The 20,657-nt window shown below is 62.5% G+C and carries 19 protein-coding genes; 2 read left to right on the forward strand and 17 right to left on the reverse strand.

Annotated features, from left to right (window positions below; translation table 11 throughout):
• Positions 1–17: 17 nt before the first annotated feature.
• On the forward strand, positions 18–1,346 hold the full coding sequence (gene nagZ, locus G485_RS24730; protein WP_035154326.1) for a beta-N-acetylhexosaminidase: 1,329 nt from the start codon (positions 18–20) through the stop codon (positions 1,344–1,346).
• Positions 1,347–1,465: 119 nt separating this feature from the next.
• Here nagZ and G485_RS0101395 read toward each other — a convergent pair whose 3' ends face one another.
• From G485_RS0101395 to lspA, 15 genes are all read right to left on the reverse strand, one after another.
• Positions 1,466–3,094: an S-layer homology domain-containing protein gene (locus G485_RS0101395; RefSeq protein WP_051317937.1), complete on the reverse strand. Its 1,629-nt coding sequence runs from the start codon at positions 3,092–3,094 to the stop codon at positions 1,466–1,468.
• Between the two features lie 66 nt (positions 3,095–3,160).
• Positions 3,161–4,147 carry a nucleoside hydrolase gene (locus G485_RS0101400; RefSeq protein ID WP_051317938.1) on the reverse strand — a complete coding sequence of 329 codons (987 nt, stop codon included), beginning with the start codon at positions 4,145–4,147 and terminating at the stop codon, positions 3,161–3,163.
• Between the two features lie 146 nt (positions 4,148–4,293).
• A complete protein-coding gene (locus G485_RS0101405; protein WP_084423048.1) occupies positions 4,294–5,022 on the reverse strand; it encodes an ABC transporter permease in 729 nt (242 codons plus the stop codon).
• 108 nt (positions 5,023–5,130) lie between these two features.
• Positions 5,131–5,952, reverse strand: coding sequence for an ABC transporter permease (locus G485_RS0101410; protein WP_051317939.1), 822 nt, complete (start codon positions 5,950–5,952; stop codon positions 5,131–5,133).
• Positions 5,949–6,956 carry an ABC transporter ATP-binding protein gene (locus G485_RS0101415; protein WP_027091039.1) on the reverse strand — a complete coding sequence of 336 codons (1,008 nt, stop codon included), beginning with the start codon at positions 6,954–6,956 and terminating at the stop codon, positions 5,949–5,951. The genes G485_RS0101410 and G485_RS0101415 overlap by 4 nt, the downstream gene beginning before the upstream one ends.
• 272 nt (positions 6,957–7,228) lie before the next feature.
• Complete coding sequence (locus G485_RS0101420) at positions 7,229–7,471, reverse strand: hypothetical protein (RefSeq protein WP_027091040.1); 243 nt, start codon at positions 7,469–7,471, stop codon at positions 7,229–7,231.
• A gap of 128 nt (positions 7,472–7,599) precedes the next feature.
• Positions 7,600–8,247, reverse strand: a complete 648-nt coding sequence (pyrE, locus tag G485_RS0101425; protein ID WP_027091041.1) for an orotate phosphoribosyltransferase — start codon at positions 8,245–8,247, stop codon at positions 7,600–7,602.
• The gene (pyrF, locus tag G485_RS0101430; protein WP_027091042.1) at positions 8,247–8,981 is read right to left on the reverse strand and encodes an orotidine-5'-phosphate decarboxylase; all 735 of its coding nucleotides are present in this window, start codon (positions 8,979–8,981) and stop codon (positions 8,247–8,249) included. Before pyrF ends, pyrE begins: the two co-directional genes overlap by 1 nt.
• 92 nt (positions 8,982–9,073) lie before the next feature.
• On the reverse strand, positions 9,074–12,295 hold the full coding sequence (gene carB, locus G485_RS0101435; protein ID WP_027091043.1) for a carbamoyl-phosphate synthase large subunit: 3,222 nt from the start codon (positions 12,293–12,295) through the stop codon (positions 9,074–9,076).
• The gene (locus G485_RS0101440) at positions 12,282–13,427 is read right to left on the reverse strand and encodes a carbamoyl phosphate synthase small subunit (RefSeq protein ID WP_027091044.1); all 1,146 of its coding nucleotides are present in this window, start codon (positions 13,425–13,427) and stop codon (positions 12,282–12,284) included. Before G485_RS0101440 ends, carB begins: the two co-directional genes overlap by 14 nt.
• 55 nt (positions 13,428–13,482) lie before the next feature.
• Positions 13,483–14,781 (reverse strand): dihydroorotase, encoded by a 1,299-nt coding sequence (locus tag G485_RS0101445; protein ID WP_027091045.1) that lies wholly within the window; start codon positions 14,779–14,781, stop codon positions 13,483–13,485.
• 157 nt (positions 14,782–14,938) lie between these two features.
• Positions 14,939–15,466 carry a bifunctional pyr operon transcriptional regulator/uracil phosphoribosyltransferase PyrR gene (gene pyrR, locus G485_RS0101450; protein ID WP_035154446.1) on the reverse strand — a complete coding sequence of 176 codons (528 nt, stop codon included), beginning with the start codon at positions 15,464–15,466 and terminating at the stop codon, positions 14,939–14,941.
• A gap of 305 nt (positions 15,467–15,771) precedes the next feature.
• Positions 15,772–17,025, reverse strand: a complete 1,254-nt coding sequence (locus tag G485_RS0101455) for an LL-diaminopimelate aminotransferase (RefSeq protein ID WP_027091047.1) — start codon at positions 17,023–17,025, stop codon at positions 15,772–15,774.
• 311 nt (positions 17,026–17,336) lie between these two features.
• Positions 17,337–18,338: an RluA family pseudouridine synthase gene (locus G485_RS0101460; protein WP_035154447.1), complete on the reverse strand. Its 1,002-nt coding sequence runs from the start codon at positions 18,336–18,338 to the stop codon at positions 17,337–17,339.
• The gene (gene lspA / locus G485_RS0101465) at positions 18,298–18,834 is read right to left on the reverse strand and encodes a signal peptidase II (protein ID WP_027091049.1); all 537 of its coding nucleotides are present in this window, start codon (positions 18,832–18,834) and stop codon (positions 18,298–18,300) included. The genes G485_RS0101460 and lspA overlap by 41 nt, the downstream gene beginning before the upstream one ends.
• A 224-nt stretch (positions 18,835–19,058) precedes the next feature.
• On the opposite strand from lspA, the gene G485_RS0101470 reads away from it, so the two are divergent.
• The gene (locus G485_RS0101470) at positions 19,059–19,796 is read left to right on the forward strand and encodes a TraR/DksA C4-type zinc finger protein (RefSeq protein ID WP_027091050.1); all 738 of its coding nucleotides are present in this window, start codon (positions 19,059–19,061) and stop codon (positions 19,794–19,796) included.
• A gap of 22 nt (positions 19,797–19,818) precedes the next feature.
• Here G485_RS0101470 and G485_RS0101475 read toward each other — a convergent pair whose 3' ends face one another.
• Together G485_RS0101475 and G485_RS0101480 are read right to left on the reverse strand one after the other, a co-directional pair.
• The gene (locus G485_RS0101475) at positions 19,819–20,187 is read right to left on the reverse strand and encodes a DUF5665 domain-containing protein (protein WP_420805710.1); all 369 of its coding nucleotides are present in this window, start codon (positions 20,185–20,187) and stop codon (positions 19,819–19,821) included.
• A gap of 119 nt (positions 20,188–20,306) precedes the next feature.
• On the reverse strand, positions 20,307–20,645 hold the full coding sequence (locus G485_RS0101480) for an FGGY-family carbohydrate kinase (RefSeq protein ID WP_084423049.1): 339 nt from the start codon (positions 20,643–20,645) through the stop codon (positions 20,307–20,309).
• Positions 20,646–20,657: the final 12 nt, after the last annotated feature.

Here is a 20,657-nt window from a genome sequence, read left to right on the forward strand (position 1 = left end):
GCCGAAAGGAGCGAACGATGATGACATGGCGTCCGCTGCTCTGTCTCTGTCTGGCAGTCTCAACCGTTGTCGGCGCGGCGGGATGCGCCCGAGACCATACGCCCGCGGGCTCTCCCTCCGCCTCGCCGACCGCGTCGGCAACCGCTTCCGCCCCGTCCGCAAGCGTCACTCCGTCCCCTTCGCCTTCCGTTTCCGGCCCGGGCAACGAAGCCTCCTCTTCGCCGTCCGAGTCCGCATCTTCGCCGCCCGCCGATCCGGTCCGGCGTGAGCTGCAACGGATGACGCTCAAGGAGAAAGTCGGCCAGATGATTCTCGCGGGCATCGACGGCACCGAACTGGACGCCCAGGCCAAGCGGATGATCGGCGAGGACAAAATCGGGGGCGTCATCCTGTACGGGAACAATATCTCGGACTTGAAAGGCATGGTCTCCCTCGTCAACTCGATCAAACGGGAGAACGCGCCGAATCCCGCGCCGATCTTCGTCAGCGTCGATCAGGAGGGCGGTCGGGTCAGCCGCCTGCCGAGGGAGTACGTCAAGATGCCGGCGAACGCGACCGTCGGCCGGACCGGCAGCGCGGAGCTGGCGGGAATGATGGGCCGGCTGCTGGCTCGGGAGCTTCTCTCCGCCGGCTTCAACATGGATTTCGCCCCGGTGCTGGACGTCAACAGCAATCCGGACAATCCCGTCATCGGCGACCGCTCGTTCGGCAGCTCGGCCAGCCTCGTGACGAAGCTCGGGTTAGCGGAGATGAAGGGGCTTCGCGAAGGGGGCGTCATTCCGGTCGTGAAGCATTTCCCCGGCCATGGCGATACGTCGGTCGACTCCCACCTGGAGCTGCCCGTCGTCGACAAGACGCCCGCGCAGCTGGCGAAGCTGGAATGGGTTCCGTTCCAGGCGGCCGTTAAGAACGACGTCGAAGCCGTCATGGTCGCTCATATTTGGTTCCCGAAAATCGACCCCGACAAGCCGGGCTCGCTGTCGGAGGAGATCGTCGGCAAGCTGCTGCGGGGCGATTTGGGCTACAAAGGCGTCGTGATCACGGACGATCTGGGCATGGGGGCGATCGCCAAGCATTATACGCTGGCTGAGGCGGCCTTGGACGCCATCCGGGCGGGCGCCGACATTCTGCTCGTCGGCCACGGCTACGACAACGAGCGGACGATTTACCAAGCCGTGCTGCAAAGCGTGAAGAACGGCTCCATCGCGGAATCGCGCATCGACGAGAGCGTCTACCGCATACTGGAGCTGAAAAGCCGCTACAAGCTGCACGACCGGGAAGTCAAGGTGCCGGACCTCGCCGACTTGAACGCGGACATTCGCAGTTGGCTCAAGCAGGTGGGGTAGCGCGCAATCGTGCCGCGGCCCGGCTTGTAAGATCGTTTTTCGATCTTACAGTGCGCGGAACGCCCGACGGAATGAGCGGACTTTCTGCGGCGAGCATATGAAGGGGCTGCGCTGCTCCGTTATTCGAACGCGAACGAAGCGTACTTCGCCGCGTTCCGGATCGCCGGCCAGACGTCGGCCGTCTCCCCGCCGATGGACCAGTAGGCGAGGCCGGCAACGCCGCGTTCGGCGACGGCCAGGCTTTTGAGCGTCAGCGAGCGGCTGTCCTCCGCCCAAATGCGGTACGTCGTCGCCCCCTTCGCGAACGTGTAAATATACTGCCCGACCGTATCGTTCCAGGAGCGCGTGCCGGAAGTCAGCGACGAGATCGTCTCCGCCTGCTCGGCGATCGTCATCTCCAGGGACGACACCTTCGGCGACACGGTCCATTGTCGGGTATAGAACGGCAAGGCGACGATCGTTTTTGCCGCCGGGACGTTGCCGATCAGCTTGTCCAGCCCTTTTTCCAGCCATGGAAGCGAGGATACGGAGCCGGCGATCGGGTCGGTCTCCCAATGCTCGTCATAGGCCATCAGCACAAGATAGTCGGCCGAACGGCCGAGCGCCGCGTAATCGAACGCCGCCGTCCAGTCGTCGCCCTGATCCGGCGATACGTCGACCGACACCACCGCGCCGACCTTATGAAGCGCCGCCGCCAGTTCCGTCACGAACGAAGTCATTCCGGAACGGTCGTCCGGCAATACATTTTCGAAATCGACATTAATGCCGTCCATTCCGTACTTCTGCACGAGCGAAGCGAGCGCCGCGACGATCGTCTGGCGTTTGGACGCGTCGCTCAGCATGGCATGGGTGGTATCTGCGTTCGAGCGGTTCCCGATCATTCCCCACACCTTCCTGCCGTTCGCGGAGGCCCACTTCAGGAGAGCCGTGTCCGTCGCATCGGTAAGCGTCTTCGCCGAATCGAGAAAAAAGACGCGCGGGACGAGCGTATTGACGGTCGAGCGGCTGACGCTCGCGATATATTCCGAAGTCGTCTGCCCGTATTGCCAGCCGAGCTGCAGTCCCAGCGAGGGAGCGGCCTCGAACTGGGCCTCCCACTCGTCGCGGAACGCGATCCGGCCCAGCAGCGCAGCCGTCTCCGCGCGGGTGAGCGGATCATGCGGGCGGAACAGCCCATTATCCCCTCGGATCAGGCCCGCATTCGCGGCGATCTGCACCGCTTCGACGGCCCAGTCATCGATTTGAGCCGCATCCTTGAAGGAAGAGCGCGCATCGCCCGCCCCCTTGTCTTTCAGCCGCAGCGCCCTTACGAGAATAGCCGCCGCCTGCTCGCGGGTGACCGCCGCGCCGGGGCCGAACGAGTTGGCGGACGTTCCCCGCACGATGCCAAGCTGCGACGCCGCCCCCACCGAGGCGTAATACCACGCCTTTCGGCCGACGTCCTGAAAGGCGGGGATACTGGCATCGACCGGCTCCAGCCCGAACAAGCGCAAGACCATCGCCGCGAACTCCGCTCTCGTAATCGATTTGGCCGGTTCGTATGTACGCGGGCCCGTGCCCCCTACGATGCCCCGCTCGTAAAGCGCCGCGATATCGGCTTTGGCGAAGCTGGAAGCGATATCGTCGAACGGCAAACCGGCCGAAGCCGACGAAGCGGGCGAAGAAGCCGCCGCAAGCGTCATCCCGATAAGCACGCCGAGCGCGACAAGCGACGAACGAATCCAATGATAAGTCCTCAGTGCAGACACCTCTTTTCCGATAAGACAGCATTCTACCACTCTATCCTATCAGAGAAAGAGAGCCTCACAGGAGCCTCAATTGTTGGAAAAAGCGCCGAAATCCCCCTGCAGCACCGCCGTCAGCATCCGGTAGAACAGCCGGTAATCCGCCTCCAGGACGACCTCCGCGTTCGGGCCGGCGCCCGTCCAGGCCGGCGTGTTCTCGGGAGCGGGCCGCGTATCGACGGCGCTGAAGCCCCGGTTCGCCTCGCTCTGGCATTCGATCTCCACCCGGTAACGGCCCGATCGGACGATGAGCTCCGGGCGAAGGCACATCGCGATCGTCACGGAATCGGGATGGGTGACCCCTTCCAACCCGTTCGCCAGGTTGAACGCCAGCGCTTTGCGGTTGACCTGGTGATAGAACCTTGCGATCGGCGTGTCGATCGCCTTCAGCGCCTCGAGATCGTTCCCGCCGACAAGCGCGTACCGGCAGCAGACGTCCCAGCCGACCATCGTGATCGGGAAGCCGCCCTCGAAGACGATTCGCGCCGATTCGGGATCGACGTAGAAGTTGAACTCCGCCGTCGGCGTGATGTTGCCCCGAAAGTGGCAGGAGCCGCCCATAACCCACAGCCGTTTGATTTTGCCCGCAATGGACGGGTCCAGCATGTAAGCGACCGCGAGATTCGTCAGCGGACCGTGGGCGACGATCTCGAGCTCGCCGGGCGACTCGTTCACCAGCCGGACGATCGCGTTCGCGGCATGCTCGGCTTCGGCCTGGATCGCGGGCGGCGGGAATCCGGAATCGCCCATCCCGTCCGCACCGTGCACGTAAGCGGCCTGGACCAGGGGCCGCAGGAGCGGGCGGTCACAACCTCGATAGACCGGCACCTGCCCGCTCCTTCCCGCCCGCTCCACCGTCAGGAGCGCATTCGCCGTGCATTGTTCGACCGGGATGTTGCCCATCACGGTCGTAATGGCTTCTACCCGCACGCCGGGCCATAGCAGCCCGAACAGGAGCGAAGTGACGTCGTCCCCCGCCGTATCCGTATCGATGATCAAACGTTTGCTCGTCTCCAAGTTTCTTCCTCCCGCTGTCGTTCAGTTCGGCGGCGAAACGCGCCGGCGCGTTCTTCCCCGTCATTTCCATTATAAAGGACGACGGGCGGCTTGGCTGCTTCCCGTTCCGGCTCATCTGCGGAAGGGCCGTCAGCTCCCGGCTTCCGTCAGCTTCGCATGGCGATGGCGTTGCCGGAACCGTACCGCTTCAGCCCGCGGCCGAACAGCCAGGCGCCGGCCAGACAGCTGCCGACGGCCATCGCCAGCGCGCCGGCTGCGAAGGCGGGGTCGAAGTCGCGCAGCAGTCCGATCGGCAAATAGCTGATGAAGCCGGCGGGAACGATCGAGAACAGCGCGATGCGCGCCATGCCGCGGAAAATGTCGGCCGGATACGTCGTCAGCGAGACGAAGCTGTTGAACACCTGCGACGCAATGCCTTCCGAATTGCCCAAGTAGAAAGCGAGGCAGCCGGCAATAAGCATCACTCCCATGAACAGCAGGCCGCTGATGAGCAGGCCGAGCGCGAATGCGCAGGCGCCGGCAAGCGAACGGTCGCCAACCCATGCGTATATGGCGAGCCCGAACAACAGGTCGCCCGCCGCCGTCACCGACATCCGGCTTGCCAGCACACCCAGCAGCACCGGCTTCGGCTGGGACAGGTAGACGTCGAGCTGGCCGGACGAGACGATGGCGGCGATCCGGTGGAAATTGCCGAACAGCACGCTCGCCCAACCGAAGCCGCCCGCTCCTACCGCCCACAGCATCATGACATCCCGGAGCTCCCAGCCGTTCACGACGGGAAACCGGTTGAAGAACAAGCTCCAGAAAAACAGCCATAGCAAATTGTTCACGAACATCATGCCGGCCAGCAGCGCGAAGCTGAGCCGGTATTCCATCGCCGCGGCCAGGTTGACTTTCCAACTGGTCAGCAGGAAGCGAACGATCCCTATCCCTTTGGCTAAGGGACTCCGTCCGGGCGCAGCGAGAAAGGGCTCCGGCTAACGTTATCCTCCGTTGACATACAGCTTCCTCACTCCTCTCCGGTACATGAAGGCGACGAGCGCCCCGAGAACGGCGATCCAGCCGATTTGAACGGCCGCGAATCGCAGCAGCATCGCCCCGTCGTAATGGACTGCCGCCCGAGCGGGCAAGTACAGCGCGGCCTGAAAAGGAAGCCAGGCGCAAACCCGTTGCAGCCATCCCGGCATCAGATCGACCGGGAGCAGCATGCCGCCGATCGTAAATTGCAGCTTCTGCAGCACGAACTGCAGCCCGGCCGTCTCCTCCACCCAGAACGCGCACAGCGCGACGGACGCGTTCAGCAGAAACGCTACGGTCAAAGCGCCGAGGCTGAGCGCCATAAAGCCCGGCCACCCGAAGCCGAAGTCCGGTGCGCCGACGAACGACCACGCGACGGCGCTGCCGACCAGCAGATGGACGGCGCAGCGAAAGGCCGCTTCGGACAGAAACGCCGAATAATGATAGCCGAGATAGGACATCGGGCGGATGAGGCGCACCGCGATGTCCCCGCTTTTGACCTCTTCCTCGACCTTCGCGGTCAAGGGCGGAGCGGCCATCGTCAGCGATTCGGTGAACACGAGATACCAGATAATCTCCTTCATCGTGAAGCCGGAGATGACCTTCGCCGAGTCCCCGCCGTAAGCGGCCGTCCACAGCTGGACGAACACGAATAGAATGAGCAAGAGAAACGAGGAACGGAGCAGAAAATCGGTCTTGTACGCAAGCTGCTGTTGAACGGTCAGCCGCGCCACCGCTTCCGCCTTGCGTCCGGACGCCGCCCGCAGGACGAATCGCCAACCTGTCATGCTCCCGCCTCCGTCTCTTGGCGCATGCCGTAGATATGTTTGATCGTCTCTTCCAGCGGCGGGTCCTCGACCGTAATGTCCTCGAGGCGAACCCGGCCGATCCACGTGGCCAGCACCTGCTCGATCGCCGTCCGCCGGAGATCGACGGCCACCGTCAACGTCCGCCCTTCCGCGCGGACGACGCGCGCTCCGTCCGGAAGCGCCAGAGCCGCATCCGACACGGGATCGGCCAACGTAACGTTAATTGTCTTGCGGTTCAGAACGTCCCGCTTCATCCGCTCGACCGGCTCGTCGAGCAGGAGGCCGCCGTGATGGATGACGACGACGCGCGAGCACAGCTCCTCCACGTCGCCCGCATCGTGGGACGTCAGGAAGACCGTCGTCTCTTCGCTGCGGTTGCGCTCCCGGATCAACTCGCGGATGCGCTGCTTCACGACGACGTCGAGCCCGATCGTCGGTTCGTCGAGGAACAGCAGCTGCGGACGATGAAGGAAGACGGCGGCGATCTCGCACCGCATCCGTTCCCCGAGCGACAGCTTGCGGACGGGCGTATGCAGGTAAGGGCCGAGCTCGAAGCGCTCGATCAGCTCGCGGCTTCTTCGCGCGTACTCGTCGCGGCGCATTTCGTATACCCGGCCGATCAGCTCGAACGTGTCGACGGGAGGCAAGTGGTACCAAAGCTGCGACTTCTGTCCGAAAACGGCGCCGATCCGGTAAGCGAGCTCGGCCCGCTGTCTCCAGGGCGACAAACCCAGCACCTCGGCCTCGCCGGACGACGGATGCAGAATGCCCGTCAACATCTTGATCGTCGTCGATTTGCCGGCGCCGTTCGGGCCGAGGAAAGCGACCGTCTCTCCTTGCTCGACATCGAGATCGATCCCTCGCACCGCCGGCTTCGTCTCCCATTGCGGACGGAACAGGGAACGCAGGCTGCCCCCGAGCCCCGGCTCCTTCCGCTTCACCTTGAACGTCTTGCTCAACCCTCTCGTACGAAGCGCCAACATGGCCCGATACTCCCCCTGTCTCCATTTGCCTCTGTCGTGGTAAAGCAAAAAAGACCCCGGCCCGCTCCGCGTCGAATGCGGAACTTGCCGAAGGTCTTTTATCCCTACGGTGTAGCGCGGCGCCTTGCCGCCAGCCGGTCTCGCTCGGTTCGCCCGCCGGGTCGCCCTCCCGCGGCGTCGGATCCCTAGAAACCCTTCCGTTTGATGTAACATATTACCAGCGGAACGGCGCTTTGGCAATCCCTTTTTTGCACGAGCAACCGTTGCCCGACTCAAGCGGTGTACAGCAGATCCTCCATGATCGTCAGCAGCCGCTGCCGCATCCGCTTCAACTTTTCGACCGCCCGGTCCGCCATCGGCTCCGCGCCCGCCATCTTCTTCATGACGCCGAGCATCCGGTGCGCCTCGCTGATCTCGGAAATTTCGCGGCTGAACGCCATGTGCCGGTCGTACTTCTTGACTCTGTGCAGCAGATCCGCCGTGCTTGCCCACAGTTGTTCGAAGGTCGGTGTCATTGCATTCATCCTTTCCGGAACAAAGTATACCCCTTATCTACCCCCTCGGCGGCCGCTTGAAACGCAAAAAACCTCCAACCGGGCGGGCCGGATTGGAGGTTGGAGCCGGACATGCGCTTGCAGCCGACTTAAACGCCGAATGCCGACGGATTCTCGCGCCACGACTTCAGCAGCGCGACGTCTTCCTCGCGGATCGCGCCGCTCTCGAGCGCGACGGAGATGAGCGCCGTATAGTTGGAGAGCGTGTCGAGCGGAATATTCTCCGCCGCGAACGCATCGAGCGCCTGGGCGAACTGGTAGGTGAAAATGGCGACGACGCCCTGCACGACGCAGCCGGCTTCGCGGACGGCGACGGCCGCCTTGAGCGAGCTGCCGCCGGTCGAGATCAAATCCTCGATCAGCACGACCTTCTGGCCCGGCTCGAAGTGCCCTTCGATCTGGTTCGTCTTGCCGTGCCCTTTCGCCTTGTCGCGGACGTACAGCATCGGCAGGCCGAGCTTCTGGGCGACCCAGGCGGCGTGCGGGATGCCGCCGGTGGCGATGCCGGCGACCGCCTGGCAATCCGGATAACGGCTGCGGATGACGGCGGCGAAGCCTTCGGCGATCAGCTCGCGGATGGCCGGGTAGGACATCGTCAGCCGGTTGTCGCAATAGATCGGCGATTTGATGCCGGACGTCCAGGTGAAGGGCTCGTTCGGGCGCAAGGCGACGGCGCCTATGCTCAGCAGGCTTTTGGCGATTTCGTTCGGCAGTTGCTCCAGTTGGACGGTGGACATTACGAGCTCATCTCCTCAACAATGGTTTGAAAAGCTTGAACGGGATCCGGCGCGCCGGTAATCGGCCTGCCGATGACGAGGTAGTCGGTGCCGCCCCGCACCGCATCCAGCGGCGTCGTCATGCGCGACTGGTCGCCGGCGTCGGCGCCGCGGGGCCGGATGCCCGGCGTGACGGTTGCGAAGTCCGCGCCGCAGGCGGACTTGATCGCCGCCACTTCGAGCGGGGAGGCGACGACGCCGTCCAGTCCGGCGGACTTGGCCAAGCGGGCGTAACGCACGACCGCATCCTCTACCGGGCCGGGAATGCCGATCTCGTCGTTTAGCGTCGCCTGGCTTGTGCTCGTCAGCTGCGTAACGGCGATAATGAGCGGCCGGTTGGGCGCGTCGCCCGCTTCGATCGCATCCCGCACGCCTTGGACGGCGGCGCTCATCATGGCCGAACCTCCGGCCGCGTGAACGTTGAACATGTCCACGCCGAGCCGGGCGATGCTGCGCGCTCCGCCTCTGACCGTGTTGGGAATGTCGTGCATTTTCACGTCGAGAAAAACGTTGAAGCCTCGCGCCTTCAGCTCGCGCACGATGTCGGGACCGGCGGCGTAGAACAGCTCCATCCCCACCTTCGCCCAGCATCCGCTTCCTTGCAGCCGTTCGGCCAGCTGCAGCGCGGCCCGGGCGTCCGGCTTGTCCAGCGCCACCATCACCTTCGACGCCGCTTCGCTTCGAGTCAATGCCATATAGGCCTCCTATTTCTTCTATTTTGTTCATATAGAAGCCCGATCTCCCTCCCGCTTCGAACGGGTGGGAAACCGGGCGTAAACCGATCGGCTTAAGCTTGCAGAACCGGCATCGGCGAGCTGGAGAAGCGGAGCGACTCCAGCATGTGCAGCAGCGCGCGGGCCGTATCGAGCGAAGTCAGGCAGACGACGCCGTTCTCGACCGCTTCGCGGCGGATGCGGAAGCCGTCGCGTTCCGGCGTTTTGCCTTTCGTCAGCGTGTTGACGACGAACTGCGCCTGGCCGGTGCGGATGAGGTCGAGAATGTTCGGCGAGCTCTCGCTCAGCTTGTTGACGCGCTTGACGCGCATGCCCGCCTTCTCGAGCGCGTCGGCGGTGCCGCCCGTGGCGAGCAGCTTGTAGCCGAGGTTGTAGAAGCCTTGCAAAATTTCGATCGCTTCATCCTTGTCCTTGTCGGCGATCGTGGCGATGATCGAGCCGGATTGCGGTATTTTCATACCGGAGCCGATGAGGCCTTTGAACAACGCCTTGGCGAAGTGGCGGTCGCGGCCCATGACTTCGCCGGTAGACTTCATCTCCGGCGTCAGCGTCGGGTCGACGCGGCGCAGCTTGGCGAAGGAGAAGACCGGCACCTTGACGGAGACGAATTCGTCTTCCGGCCACAGCCCTTCCTTGTAGCCGAGGTCGGCCAGCTTCACGCCGAGAATCGCCTGCGTCGCGAGGTTGGCCATCGGCACGTTCGTCACCTTGGACAGGAACGGCACCGTGCGCGAGGAGCGCGGATTGACTTCGATGACGTACACTTTGTCTTGCCAGACGACGAACTGAATGTTGACCAGGCCGACCGTCTTCAGCTCCTTGGCGATGCGGATCGTAATGTCGATCGCCTGGCGCTTGACATCTTCCGACAGCGTCTGCGGCGGATAAACCGCGATCGAGTCGCCGGAGTGGACGCCCGCGCGCTCGACGTGCTCCATAATGCCCGGGATGAGCACCGTCTCACCGTCGCAGATGGCGTCGACTTCGATCTCTTTGCCGAGCATGTAGCGGTCGATCAGCACCGGATGCTCCGGATTGATCTTGACGGCCACCTTCATGTAGTTGAGCAGCTCCTCGTCGGAGTAGACGATCTCCATCGCGCGTCCGCCGAGGACGTACGAAGGACGGACGAGCACCGGATAGCCGAGCTCGCGGGCCGTGCCGACCGCTTCCTCGACGGAAGTGACCGTGCTGCCCTTCGGCTGCGGAATGTTCAGCTTGCGAAGCAGCGCTTCGAACCGTTTGCGGTCTTCCGCTTCATCGATGCTGTCGAGCGACGTGCCGAGAATGCGCACGCCTGCTTTGGCCAGCGGGCCGGCCAGGTTGATCGCCGTCTGGCCGCCGAACTGCACGATGACGCCGATCGGCTGCTCCTGCTCGATGACGTTCATGACGTCCTCGAAGAAGAGCGGTTCGAAGTACAGGCGGTCGGACGTGTTGAAGTCGGTGGACACCGTCTCCGGGTTGTTGTTGATGATGACCGCTTCATAGCCGGCGTTGCGGAGCGCCCATACGGCGTGGACGGTCGAGTAGTCGAACTCGATGCCCTGGCCGATCCGGATCGGGCCGGAGCCGAGCACGATCACTTTCTTTTTGTCGCTGGGCAGCACTTCGTTCTCGGTCTCGTAGGTCGAATAGTAGTACGGCGTCGTCGCTTCGAATTCGGCCGCGCACGTGTCGACCATCTTGTAAACCGGCTTCACGCCTTGCTGCAGACGGTAAGCGCGCACGTCGGCTTCGGCCGTGTGCGGGGCGCCGGCGCCCTGGCCTTCGCGGCGGAGCTCGGCGATCGCCCGGTCGGTGAAGCCCATGCGCTTCGCTTTCAGCAGCGTCTCCTTCGTCAGTCCCGGCTCGCGGCGGATGACATCCTCGAACGAGATGATCCGCTCGATCTTATCCAGGAACCACCAGTCGATGCTCGTCGTGTCCTGGATGGATTGGAGCGTCCAGCCGCGGCGGAACGCTTCCGCGATGAGGAACAGCCGCTCGTCGTCCGCTTTGGCAAGGCGCGCCTTGAGCGTCTCGTCGTCGATCTCGCTCGCGCCTCTCAGCAGGAGGCGGTGCACGCCGATCTCCAGCGAACGGACAGCCTTGTGAATCGATTCCTCGAACGTGCGTCCGATCGCCATCACTTCTCCGGTCGCCTTCATTTGCGTGCCGAGCTTGCGGTTCGCGTCGGTAAATTTATCGAACGGCCAGCGCGGAATTTTGCTGACGATGTAGTCCAGCGTCGGCTCGAAGCAGGCGTACGTTTGGCCCGTAACGGGGTTGACGATCTCGTCCAGCGTGTAGCCGACCGCGATTTTGGCCGCCATCTTGGCGATCGGGTAGCCGGTCGCCTTGGAAGCGAGCGCCGACGAGCGGCTGACGCGCGGATTGACTTCGATCACGTAATATTGATAGCTGTGCGGATCGAGCGCGAACTGCACGTTGCAGCCGCCTTCGATGTTCAGGGCGCGAATGATCTTGAGCGATGCCGAGCGGAGCATTTGGTACTCGCGGTCGGACAGCGTCTGGCTCGGCGCGACGACGATGCTGTCGCCCGTATGGACGCCGACGGGGTCGAGGTTCTCCATGTTGCACACGACGATGCAGTTGTCGTTCGCATCGCGCATCACTTCGTATTCGACTTCCTTCATGCCGGCGATCGACTTCTCGATGAGGCACTGGCCGATCGGGCTGTAGCGGATGCCGTTCGCGACCGTCTCGCGCAGCTCTTCCTCGCTTCCCACGATGCCGCCGCCCGTGCCGCCCAGCGTATAAGCCGGACGCACGATGACCGGATAGCCGATCCGGTTCGCGAATTCGACGGCCGCTTCGACGGTCGTGACGATGTCGCTCTCCGGCACCGGCTGATCCAGCTCGCGCATAAGGGCGCGGAACAGGTCGCGGTCTTCGGCGCGCTCGATTGCGGCCAATTGGGTGCCGAGCAGCTTGACGCCTTCCTGCTCCAGCACGCCCGCGCGGGCCAGCTCGACGGCCATGTTCAGGCCCGTCTGTCCGCCCAGCGTCGGCAGCAGGCCGTCCGGCCGCTCCTGACGGATAATTTGCGAGACGAACTCGAGGTTGATCGGTTCGATATACACTTTGTCGGCCATGTTCGTGTCGGTCATGATCGTGGCCGGGTTGCTGTTGATGAGGACGACTTCGAGGCCTTCTTCCTTGAGCGCCTGGCACGCCTGGGTGCCCGCATAGTCGAATTCCGCCGCTTGTCCGATGACGATCGGACCGGAGCCGATCACGAGAATTTTCTTGAGGTCTTTATTTCTGGGCATACTGCAGCTCTCCTCTCAGCATCTGGGCCAGCTCAGCCTGACGCGGCTTTTGCGGGTTGTTGCGCTTGTGCTCGCGGATCATCTCCAGGAAGCGGTCGAACAGGTAGCTGTTGTCGAAAGGACCCGGGGCCGCCTCCGGATGGTATTGAACGGTGAAGGCCGGATATTTCGTGTGCTTCAGACCTTCGATCGTCTTGTCGTTGTTGTTGATATGCGTCACTTCGAGGTCCGTGCCCGCGATCGATTGCTCCTTGACCGTGTAGCCGTGGTTTTGCGAAGTGATGAAGCAGCGGCCGGAAGCCAGCTCCTTGACCGGATGGTTGCCGCCGCGATGGCCGAACTTCAGCTTCTCCGTGTCCGCGCCGCAAGCGAGTGCGAACAGCTGGTGGCCGAGGCAAATGCCGAACAGCGGATATTCCCCGAGCAGCTCGCGAATGGTCTCCACGGCGTGGGGAACGTCCTTCGGATCCCCGGGGCCGTTGGACAGCTGGATGCCGTCCGGGTTCAGGCGGCGAATTTGGTCCGCCGTCGTGTCGTGCGGCACGACGACGACGTCGCAGCCGCGCTCGGTCAGCTCGCGAAGAATGCCGCTCTTGGCGCCGTAGTCGATCAGCACGATGCGCTCGCGGCTTCCCGGGCTGGAGAATACGTGCTTCGTCGACGTGCGGGCCACTTGGTCGCGCAGCAGCGATGAAGCGGCCAGACGCTCGCGAAGCTCTTCCACGCGCTCGTTGCCCGTGGACAGAATGCCTTTCATCGTGCCGTGGCGGCGAAGAATGCGCGTCAGCATCCGGGTGTCGATCTCGCTGATCCCGACGATGCCGTATTCCTTGAGCAGATGGCCCAGCGTATATTGCGCGCGCCAGTTGCTCGGAATGTCCTCGTGCCGGCGCACGACGAAGCCGTGAATATAGGGACGCACCGATTCGAAATCGTCGCGGTTAATGCCGTAGTTGCCGATAAGCGGGAACGTCATGGTGACGATCTGACCGCAGTAGGAAGGGTCCGACAGCACCTCCTGGTAGCCGGTGATTCCCGTGTTGAACACGACTTCCCCGGTCGACGCGCCCTCCGCGCCGATGCTCTGTCCCGTGAACAGCGTGCCGTCTTCCAACAACAATCTTGCTTGCATCCCGATTCCTCCTATGGTTTAAACTCGCAGCGCGTTGATCCGTGCTGTCCGGTGCTTAGCGAATGCCTTCTTCTTCCGTCCAAACGACCCGTCCGTCCACCATCGTCAGCGTCGGCCAGCCGTACAGCTTCCAGCCGGCGAACGGGGTGTTGCGGCCTCTCGTCAGGAACGCTTCGGGGTCGACTTCCCGTTCGTTCTCCAGATCGATCAGAACGAGGTCGGCGGGTGCGCCCGGCTCCAGCTTCCCGGTGTCGAGCCCGAACACGCGAGCCGGGTCGCTCGTCATGCGGCTGAGCAGGAAGCCGAGCGTCCAGCGGCCCGTTCGAACGAACTTCGTATAGAGCAGCGGGAACGCCGTCTCGAATCCGACGATGCCGAACGGCGCGCGTTCCATGCCCCGCGCCTTCTCTTCGGCGCTGTGCGGCGCGTGGTCGGTGACGATGATGTCGATCGTTCCTTCCTCAAGCGCCCGGATGCAAGCTTCGACGTCGCGAGGGGTTCTCAGCGGAGGGTTCATTTTCCAATTGGCGTCCATCGTGTCCGGAATGTCTTCGTCGGACAGCACCAGATGGTGCGGACACACTTCGGCCGTCACGTTCACGCCGACCGATTTGCCCAGCTTGATCAGGCGGACCGACTGTTCCGTGCTGACGTGGCACACGTGGTAATGGACGCCCGTCGCTTCGGCCAGCAGAATGTCGCGCCCGACGTGAATCGCCTCCGATTCGTTCGGGATGCCCTTCAGGCCGTGCTTGCGGGAGAACGCTCCTTCCGTCACGGCGGCGCCTTCCACCAGCGAATCGTCCTCGCAATGGGCGATGACCGGCAGGCCGAGCGACTTGGCGAGGGCCATCGCGTTTTTCATCATCTGCGCGTTCTGGACGCCGACGCCGTCGTCGGTAAACCCGATCGCGCCGGCCTCCTTAAGGGCCGCGAAGTCGGTCAGCTCGCGGCCGAGCTCGTTCTTCGTAATGGCGGCGTAAGGCAACACCTTCACGACGCCTTCCGAAGCCGCCTTGTCCAGCACGTACCGGACCGTCTCCGGCGTGTCGGTGACCGGCCGCGTATTCGGCATGCAGGCGATCGTCGTGAAGCCGCCTTTGGCCGCCGAGCGCGTGCCGGACGCGATCGTCTCCTTGTATTCGAAGCCCGGCTCCCGCAGGTGCACGTGCATATCGATGAATCCCGGCGACAGCAGCTTGCCGGAGGCGTCGATCACTTCGCAGCCGTTCGTATCCGGCGACGCCGATCCGTCCGCCCACTCCGCGATTTTGCCGTCCTGCACCTTCAGGTGCCTTTTCACCAATTGCCGATCCCCGTCCACGAACAAGGCGTTCAATATCCAGGTTGTCATGTCGTTCGTCCTCCTCTGCCGCTTGCGCCTCTGTTCAACCCAACGGACGGTCATGCATCTTTATACATTATATTGTATATGCATGAACTTCTTTTGTCACTATTGCGCCGCGGTTATGAATAAAAATTCACATTTTGTTTGTCTCTTCCGGTTTCTCTCAGCGTTCCGATTCCGCCGGATGAATAATGGCGACCCCGTCGGTCCCGTCGCATTCCAGCAGGCGCACTTCGATTTGCTCCTGGCGGGAAGTCGGCACGTTCTTGCCCACGTAGTCCGGCCGGATCGGGAGCTCGCGATGGCCGCGGTCCACCAGCACGGCGAGCTGGATCGATTGCGGCCGCCCGCAGTCCATCAGCGCGTCGAGCGCGGCGCGGATCGTCCGGCCCGTGTACAGCACGTCGTCGAACAGAATGATCCGCTTGTCCTGAATCGGGAACGGAAGCTCGCCGATCCGGGGGCTTGGCTCGGATGGCTGGGGGCGGTCGTCGCGATACCTCGTAATGTCCAGCTCGCCGACTTCGACCGGCTGCCCTTCGATCTCGAGAATCCGCTCCGCCACTCTCCGGGCCAAGTAAATTCCCCGGGTGCGGATGCCGACCAGGACGCAGCCTTCGATGCCTTTGTTTTTCTCAACGATCTCGTGGGCGATGCGCGTCAGCGCGCGGCGAATGGCCGATTCGTCCATCAGAATTCGGATATCCTGCACACAAAAAACCTCCTTGCGCCTTTAGCAAGGAGGTTCGCTTCAAATGTCTTCCCGGGCATGACCCGCCGAACCCTCGCGATCGAGGGATGCGTACGGAAAAAGAGCATGCCGACGGTTGCATGTAAGCTGCGCCACCTTGCCAGTCTCACGGGACTGATTTAAAGGTACCAGATTATTATTGGAATTATCGCATTTTCGACAGGCTCTGTCAAGGCATGAAGAAGCCCCGGGAGCCGATGAACCGGGGCCCGGGGCAGATGGAGCCGGATCGTCCGGCCCGGAAATTAAAATTCGAATTCGACGTCGGACAGACGGCGTTTGATCTCGTCGATGACGCGCAATTCTTCGGCTTCGCCCTTGGCGATGAACGTGACGGAGAAGCGGACGAAACGGCCGGCGTCGTCCCACGGCACCGTCGAGATCAGCTTCTCGCGGATCAGATATTGCGAGAACGCCTCGCCGGATTCGAACCGCTGGCCGCCTTTGATGCCTTTGGGCGCTTCGACGTACAGGAAGAACGATCCTTTCGGCTTCTCGGCTTTGAAGCCGAGCTCGTTCAGCGCGCCGACGAGCAAGTCGTGGCGGCGGGAATACTTGGCCGCGATCGCTTCGGTAATTTGCGGATTCGCAAGCCCGTAAGCGGCTGCTTTCTGAATGGCGATGAACTGGCCGGAATCGTTGTTGTCCTTCACGTCGCCGAACGCCTTGACGATCAGCGGGTTGCCGGCGATGAAGCCGATCCGCCAGCCGGTCATGTTATAAGACTTGGACAAGGAGTGCAGCTCCACGCCGACGTCCTTGGCGCCCGGCACGGACAGGAAGCTGAGCGGCTTCACGCCGTCGAAAGTAAGCGCCGCGTAAGGCGCGTCGTGCACGACGACGACGCTGTATTTTTTCGCCCAAGCGACGACTTTGGCGAAAAACTCGGGGGTCGCCGCCGCACCGGTCGGGTTGTTCGGATAGTTCAGGTAAAGCAGCTTCGCGCGCCGCGCGATGTCCTCCGGAATGGAATCGAGATCCGGCAGGAAATGGTTTTCCTTCGTCAGCGGGACGTTGTAAACTTCGCCGCCGAGGTATTTCGTGTGCGTGCCCATGACCGGATAGCCGGGAACGGTCATGATCGTCACGTCGCCCGGGTTGATGAACACGCTGGGCAGCATCGCGAGCGCCGGCTTCGTGCCGATCGTATGCAGCACTTCCGTCGCGGCGTCGATGCCGTCGACGGAGAACACTTCCTTCAAATATTTCGCGGCGGCTTCCTTGAATTCCGGGATGCCGTTGTCGGCATAGCCGCGGTTCTCGGGTTTGGCCGCTTCTTCGGCAAGCTTGGCGACGACGCCCGCGTCCGCCATTTCGTCCGGCTCGCCGACGCCCATGTCGATCAATTCGACGTCCGGATGGGCCAGCTTGGCCGCCGCTTTGGCGCGTTTGATTTTCTCGAATTTGTAGATGTTCGTATCTTTGCCGTAATTGGCGCCGCCGATGCGGTCCGCGAACTGCTGCTGGATATACGTCGATTGGTAATGTTCTACGCTCACTGTCGGACACTCCTCGAATAAAGTTGATGATTCGTTACGCCAAACATTCCCGCGTCTTTGCACTATTTCGCCAAAATTTCGCACGGGAGCTACTGTATTAAATATGCCTGAACGGTTATGCAACCGCCATGGATTTTTTCGCCGAACATTTGCAGGATTTGCAAAAGGACGCGCCGCCATGGGAAAAAGCGGGACTTAAGAGCGGTCCGTGGTTCGATGAAAAAAGCATTCCCGTGGGACGCCGCCCGTTATAATCGTGCAACTTCGGCCATCCCGCGCTCCTTCACCCTGCCCCCGCGCGATCCGTCCGCTTACCGCGACCGGAGCATGCGCAGCGCGTGCTCCATGTCCTCCGGCAGCGGAACGCTGAATTCCAGCGTCTCGCCCGTGCGCGGATGGACGAAGCCGAGCACGCCCGCGTGCAGCGCCTGGCCGACCATGCCGAGCGAGCGGCCGCTGCGGCCCCCGTACATCGGATCGCCCACAATCGGGTGGCCGATGTACTTCATGTGCACGCGAATCTGGTGCGTGCGCCCCGTCTCGAGCCGCAGCTCGACCAGCGTATAATCGTCGAACCGCTCCGCCACCGTGAAATGCGTCACCGCGCGCTTCGAGCCGCGGTCGGTGACCGCGAACATTTTGCGGTCATGCTTGTCCCGCCCGATCGGCGCGTCGATCGTGCCTTTGTCGTGAGGCAGGACGCCGTATACGAGCGCGCAATACCGGCGGATGACCGTGTGCGCTTTGAGCTGCTCGGCGAGCGAAGCGTGCGCCAGATCGTTCTTCGCCGCCATGAGCAGGCCGGACGTATCCTTGTCGATGCGATGAACGATGCCGGGACGCATCATGCCGTTAATGCCGGACAAATCGCGGCAGTGGTACAGAAGCGCGTTGACGACGGTTCCGCTCGAATGCCCGACGGCCGGATGGACGACCATTCCCCGCGGCTTGTTGATGACGATCACGTCGGCGTCCTCGTATACGATGTCCAGCGGGATGTTTTCCGGCATGGCTTCAACCGGCTCGGGCTCGGGAAACCGCACGACGATCTCGTCCCCGGCCGACACCTTTGCGTTCGGCTTCACCGCGGCGCCGCCCACAGTGACGGCTCCCTGTCGGATCCACTCTTGAACTTGGGATCGCGATACCGTCCCGTCGCCAATCGCCTCCGTTACGTGCTTGTCGATCCGTTCTCCGGAGCGGTCGGCGTCGACCGTCCAGACCAGCGTATTTTCCGCCGGATCGCCGTCCCCCGCATCCGCATCCTCAAGCTCAGGATACGGTCGATTCTTCTTCTCCGGATTGTTCTCCATGTTCATGGCTACCTTTCTTCTCCTTGCTTGACGACAACAGCGAGTCCAGTATGATCAGCGCCACTCCGCAGACGATCGCGCAGTCCGCCAAATTGAATATCGGGAACGTGTACGTGCCGAAGTTGAATTGCAGAAAATCGACCACTTCCCCGTAAATCGCCCGGTCGAGGAAATTGCCTACCGCTCCGCCAAGAACCAAGGAAAGCGCGATGAGCATCAGCGTCCTGCCGTCGCGGTAGGCCCGGTGAAGGTACCAGACGATGGCGACGGCGACGGCGACGGTAATCAGGATGAAAAATACGCGCTGCTCCTGAAGGATGCCGAATGCGGCGCCCCGGTTGCGAATGGAAGTAATGAGGAAGAAATTGCCGATCACCTTGATCTGCTCGTTCAACTCAAGGGAGCTGTCGATGATTTTTTTGGAGATGTAATCGACGGCAAAGACGAGCAATGCCGCCAGATAGTAAATCCATATCCCCGGTCTTCTACGTTGCATACGAAGCGTCCGCCTTTCAAACGGTTAGTTCCTGCCTGATGATTTTACCATAACGTCGAACCGACCGTCCACGCGCCGCTGTCGTTCGCTCCTTTCCCGGAATTAATACTTTCCGCCCCGCTAACGAAAACTAGCGTGTAGTCGAACCGCCGGCCGGATCAAGAACGCCCCGAATCGCCCGAAGCCGTGCCGGCGGCCCCATCTTACGATAAGGAGTGGACACGATGACCCTCCCGCTTACCGAGGAACGGCTTCAATCGCTGCGCAGGCGGCTGCTGCGCGACAAGAACGACATCGAACAACGCACGCGGCAGAATGGGCATTTCGGATTGACGAACGCTTACCGCGAATCGACAGGGGAGCTGTCCGGCATCGACAACCATCCCGCGGACGCGGGTACGGAGACGTTCGAGAGAGGCAAGGACGTCGCGCTGCTGGAAAACGAAGCGTTCAGGCTGGAACGAATCGAAGCCGCGCTCCGACGGATGGATACGGGCGAATACGGCCGGTGCGCGGCCTGCGGGCGGTTCATCCCGGCGGAACGGCTCGAAGCGCTTCCGACCGCCATTTACTGTCTGGAGCATGAACCTAGACAGCGGGAAAAAGAGGGCCGGCCGGTCGAGGAGACGTTCCTGCATCCGCCGTTCGGCCGCACGAGCCTCGACGAGCGGGGCGACCAGAACGGCTTCGACGGCGAGGACGCCTGGCAAATCGTCGAGTCTTGGGGCAACTCCGACAGCCCCGCCATGGCGGAAGACGGCAATATCGACGATTACGGCAGCATGGCGATCGAATCGGACGAGAACGACGGCTTCGTCGAGCCGCTCGAAAGCTTCCTCGCCACCGACATTACCGGCCGCGACATCAGCGTCGTCCGCAACCGGGCTTATCATCGCTACCTGGCGAACCGCGAAGGCGATCCGCTGCTGGAGCCGGACGAGTCGGCGGACGAGCAGACTTGACGACTTGTCGACTTGATGCCGCTCAATACGGATTGATCTCCAGCTGGCGCTGCACGATCCGGACAATGTCGGCGATGTAGTCTCCGACGACGGGCAAATTCAGCGCGCCGAGCAGCTGCAGCAAATAGACGATTGTCGCGGCGAAGAACGTAAAGCCGAGCGCGATGCCGATGCCCCGCGTCAAGCCGGAGACGAAATTGCGCCAAATGAGGCTCCACGGCTTTTGCATCAGGTTGACGTACTCTCTCAGCTCCGCTTTCTCCAATTCGGTCGCAAGCCGGTCGATCCGGCCGGCCAGCGCGTCCAGCGTCCGTCTCAGCAGCTCGGCCTGCTGCTTCAGACCGGCTCCGGAACCCTTCGTTTTCAAATCCGTATCATTGCGTTTGTCCACTCCATGTCCCCCGCGTCTCGAAGTAGTCGCTATCCATAGGTTGCCACAATTTCCAACTCCAATCCGCAATCGCAAAAGCGGCCGTCATCGACCCTACGGGTCGAGCGGCCGCTCTTCGTCTATTTCATGCGTTCCCTGTAATAACGGTTGATCGAGCGGTAAATGTCCCGATACCCGTCGTAGATGCCGTCGTAAACCGCATGCACGGATTCGTCCGGCTCCAGGCGCGACTTCCAGGCGACGGCACGGTCGACCGCTTCGTCCGGCGACGAATAGCATTTCGCCCCGATTCCGGCCAGCATGGCCGCGCCCAAGGCGGAAGCGTCCCGGTTCTCCAGCATGGACACCGCCTTGCCGGCGACGTTGCCGACCATTCGGCACCAGACGGGGTTGCGGCTGCCTCCGCCGCCCAACCTCAGCTCGCGAACGGGAACGCCCGCCTTCCGTCCGAGTGCGATGCGCTCCGGACC

The organism is Cohnella thermotolerans DSM 17683, from assembly GCF_000429825.1.
In the GTDB taxonomy this organism is placed as follows: domain Bacteria; phylum Bacillota; class Bacilli; order Paenibacillales; family Paenibacillaceae; genus Cohnella; species Cohnella thermotolerans.